Origin of the sequence: Maribrevibacterium harenarium (assembly GCF_006385675.1) — a bacterium.
GTDB classification, from domain to species: Bacteria; Pseudomonadota; Gammaproteobacteria; order Pseudomonadales; family Marinomonadaceae; genus Marinomonas; species Marinomonas harenarium.
The window spans coordinates 1-3,647 of record NZ_VFRR01000084.1 but is presented as its reverse complement, the minus strand read 5'-3'; the positions used below and the strand labels follow the sequence as shown (position 1 = coordinate 3,647).

Below are 3,647 nucleotides of genomic sequence, written 5' to 3'. Positions count from 1 at the left end.
CGGTAAAACGTGATTTTTTCATAGATCGCTCCTGATACGTTGATCATAAAACTCTCTACTTAAAACCCCAATCATTTTTCGGGGGGATTACAAATGGGCTTGCAATTGGTGAAAAATTCGACGGTGAACTCCCATCAAATATCTTCCTGTATATATCCATTTCATCAAATACTTCCACACGTTGTATACCGTTGCGATCAGTAAAACCTCTATTCATTTTCTGAAATTGTTCTACGTGATTGTAGTATTGATCAAACGTGTTTTTGCTCCTAGTTATTTCAATCTGACGTTCAGTGTTTGCAATTTGCACCTTAGTCGTTTGTAACTGCCTATCAGACTTATCCAACTGAGCCTTTGATTGAATAGAGCGGTGATTGGCCGTCACTAGTGCCACACAAGGAAACACTAACGCAGCCAAATCCAAGGGAGGTTTCATCAAACCAAGCACTTCATTGATACCTGAAGCCGACCTCAGGAGGTTGTGCCAGTTTTGCGCAGAACTGTGATCAAGAATCCAGCCAGCCGCAGTCGCAGTCGCAGTCGCAGCCAAACCGAGTGGAATAATGATTGCCAGCCAGAAGAGGGACTTGTTGTGTGCCATGTCACGTCCTTGTTGGTTAAGACCGCCAATATATCAGCGTTTTGCTAGATTACTGTCAAGGGCTGGTGTGGTATGGGGTGTAATTTTGATCTAATATCAAACATGCGGATGACTCAAACTAAGGACAGATCATGCCAATAGACTCCTCTTTTACCTCCGAACAACGCGACAGTATCAAGATTAAAAGCTTCATCTTTCACGTCATCGAAGTGGACAAAAAGCCTGCAAATAAGTTGGTCTCCGTTGTTGAAATAGACGAAGTAACTCTGCTTCCTGCTCAAGAAAAGTTCTTCACAGATCACTTCAAGCACACCGCTGAAGGCACTCAATTCTTGTTCACAACCTATGGTGGCAACCTGAAAGATAAAGGCTTAGACCTTATTCAAAATCCATCTAAGTTCCTACAAATCTCCAAAGATGCTGCTCGTGAATTTACTGGGCATCATAAAGCGCAAATGTCAGATGGTGTATTTGTATTCTCTTTGGTGGAGTACGACTTTGCCCCGGGCCAACCGAAACACGCCTTGTTTCTGCTAAAAATTAACAAGCAATCAAGTTTTCCTTACAGCTACGACACAGATCCGACGACAGGTAAAATGATCGCTACCGTCGATGCATCTCATACCTCACTTGTTCAAGATAGAAAGGCAATTAGTAAAAGTGCCATCATAGACCTCTCCGGCGAGTTCTCTTGGGATGTCTTAGCAGTTGATACAAAAGACGGCCCAGGCATAACGGACTACTTCCGAGACTTCATGGAAGTCACGCCAAAAGACAAGGGGGCGATTCTTACAGATAAAGCAAATAGAACGGTTAGGAGATGGGCTAACACTGCGGAGAAAACTGAGTCTTTTTCTGATGGAGAAAACTACAACACCGTCTGTGGCAGATCATTCGAATATCTCAATAGCAACAGTACATTTAAAACAGATGACTTTATAAAATACGTTGTCAAAGACAGCAACCCCGCTAAAGAAAAAGCTTTGAGGAATACGCTTGGAGAAAAGCTCAAAAAAGAAGGGGTCTATGGTCAAAGCTTTAGCATCGTTCCCGAGGCGATACGGTCAGGCGACAAAGCGGTAAAATACATTACAGATGAAGGGGTAGAGATCAGCTATACTGGCGATCAAAGTAAGTCTCGAATTGAGATCGACCGCCAAGAGCATCAGACGGTTATGACCATCACGACTAGAAAACTAAAGACCAATGTTAAGTAAAGATTTCTTCGATCTATATAACACTATTGCCAGCAAATTCTCCGAGATTTTAGAGGATGAAAGCCTATTTTTTGGGCAGGTAAACGCTGAAGATGGTGCGCTGATTTCATTCTTGCAGACACTGGATCGAGATGGGATAGACACGCCTAAAATAGTCGCGATGTATGATACGAGCAGCCAACGCTCGCTCGACATGGCGGATTTAGACGATGCTGAGATGTATGAAGGCACCGGACCTTGGATGATTACATTAAGCAAAGATGATATTGCCAAGAAATTGTCTGATGTGGCAGATGACACTTGTCTCTTTTTCAATAGTGAGTGCTTCTTGTCATTTTTAGAGTGCCTCGAACCATTTCATAAAGATAACCACACCTATGACAGGCGAACTCGACTGTTTTTAGTAAACGGCTTAGATCAGCCAATTGGTGGAGAAAACTTCTATGCCATTGGGACTAACTCTAGCTTCCCTGATGTGGAGACTAAGCTCCCTAGCTCTGACGACGTTCATAACCTAGTTCACGTAAATACCACCGAGTCAGTTCGTGTGTGCCCTCGTTCTATCTCTCTCAGTAGCGCAGGCTCAAAGCTCGACAATCTTCCTAATTTGAAACGAAGTATTGCTAAGCTTCTTGCAGTGTGCTTAGTGCAAGAACTCAAAACTGTCGATGGCATAGAGAAGGTCACTGTAAAAGGCAGTAAAAAGCAAATCGCAGTTTTGTCTAACGGTACGGAAAAGATCTCAAACGGGCTCTTGGACGAATTGAATAAAGCTGTCATTTGGGTCTATGAAGAGCGTTCTGAGACACGTTTACAGTTGATAATGGATCGTTTATCTCTCGATATGAACGATTCTGATAGCTATCTGGAATCACTAGGAAAGTATCTAGAGCGGGCATTAGAACAGGCCAAAGATTCTTATGCGTTTGTCATCCTTGATCGAAAGGACGACTACCACAAAGAAGTTCGAGACCTAATCAAAGATATGAGAACGCAAGCAGATTTGTATGCAACAAAAACGCGTTCTCTTGTAAGCAGCCTTGCGAGGGACACACTAGGTATCTTGGTCTTTCTGAGTTTTTCATTCATGGCCAGAGCTCAGCGCATTGATATAGAGACCCTTCTCACGAACAACGCCATGACTCTTATACTTAGTGTCATGAGCGTTTACCTATTTGTTTCGATTACCTTGCAAATCTTGGTGCATATGAGAGACGACTGTCTTACTCAGCAAGAAAATACTCATTGGCTGAAAGTACTGCAAAACTACACTAGAACGGATGACCAACAACAGAACTTTTTAAAACCTATCGAAAAGCGCCGCAAGACATTTCACTTCGCTACGCTTGTCATTGCCCTACTTTATCTTGGTTTAATTCTCATCGTTTGTAACTTGCAGAGTATTCTAACGACGGTTCTAAGTCCCTCTTTATAAAGGCGCTCTCATCGAGTGGGCTCAGAGTGTCTACGCGATCAATTGATCTTAAGTGCCAGCGGTTGGCTCAGAACTTACGTTGGCTACTGAGAGGCTTTATTGCACCCAATATCTGTGATCCATAGCCGTGATACCAAAAGCTAAAATCTTGGCTTCGCAATTCTGTCCAATAAATAATGCTTAAGCTAATGTTATTGTTATGTTTCATATTTTTAGAGACGAAGTATCATACGGCAAACGTTAGGAGACGTCAGCGAGTTAGTTACAAGTAGGCGTGAGCCTACTTAAACGGACATACTGCGTAAGCGTCACTAAATCAGCCTCTAGTTTTCGCGCTTAACCCCGCCCAAACTGTGTTTCGTCTATTCATCCACGGAGCACACAATATGAATGC

The 3,647-nt window shown here is 42.9% G+C and carries 3 protein-coding genes; 2 read left to right on the top strand and 1 reads right to left on the bottom strand.

Translation table 11 applies throughout. The annotated features are described in order from the left end of the window. Positions 1-55: 55 nt before the first annotated feature. Positions 56-601, bottom strand: coding sequence for a hypothetical protein (locus FJM67_RS16990; RefSeq protein ID WP_140591873.1), 546 nt, complete (start codon positions 599-601; stop codon positions 56-58). A 131-nt stretch (positions 602-732) separates the two neighbouring features. Between FJM67_RS16990 and FJM67_RS16985 the strand changes: the two genes are divergently transcribed. Together FJM67_RS16985 and FJM67_RS18045 are read left to right on the top strand one after the other, a co-directional pair. After that, positions 733-1,818, top strand: coding sequence for a nucleoid-associated protein (locus FJM67_RS16985; RefSeq protein WP_140591872.1), 1,086 nt, complete (start codon positions 733-735; stop codon positions 1,816-1,818). Further along, positions 1,808-3,253, top strand: a complete 1,446-nt coding sequence (locus FJM67_RS18045; protein WP_140591870.1) for a hypothetical protein — start codon at positions 1,808-1,810, stop codon at positions 3,251-3,253. Before FJM67_RS16985 ends, FJM67_RS18045 begins: the two co-directional genes overlap by 11 nt. Positions 3,254-3,647 lie beyond the last annotated feature (394 nt).

Bases quoted from the DNA above. Each gene is read 5' to 3' on its own strand.
- FJM67_RS16990 (WP_140591873.1), bottom strand. From the start codon at position 601: ATGGCACACAACAAGTCCCTCTTCTGGCTGGCAATCATTATTCCACTC.
- FJM67_RS16985 (WP_140591872.1), top strand. From the start codon at position 733: ATGCCAATAGACTCCTCTTTTACCTCCGAACAACGCGACAGTATCAAG.
- FJM67_RS18045 (WP_140591870.1), top strand. From the start codon at position 1,808: ATGTTAAGTAAAGATTTCTTCGATCTATATAACACTATTGCCAGCAAA.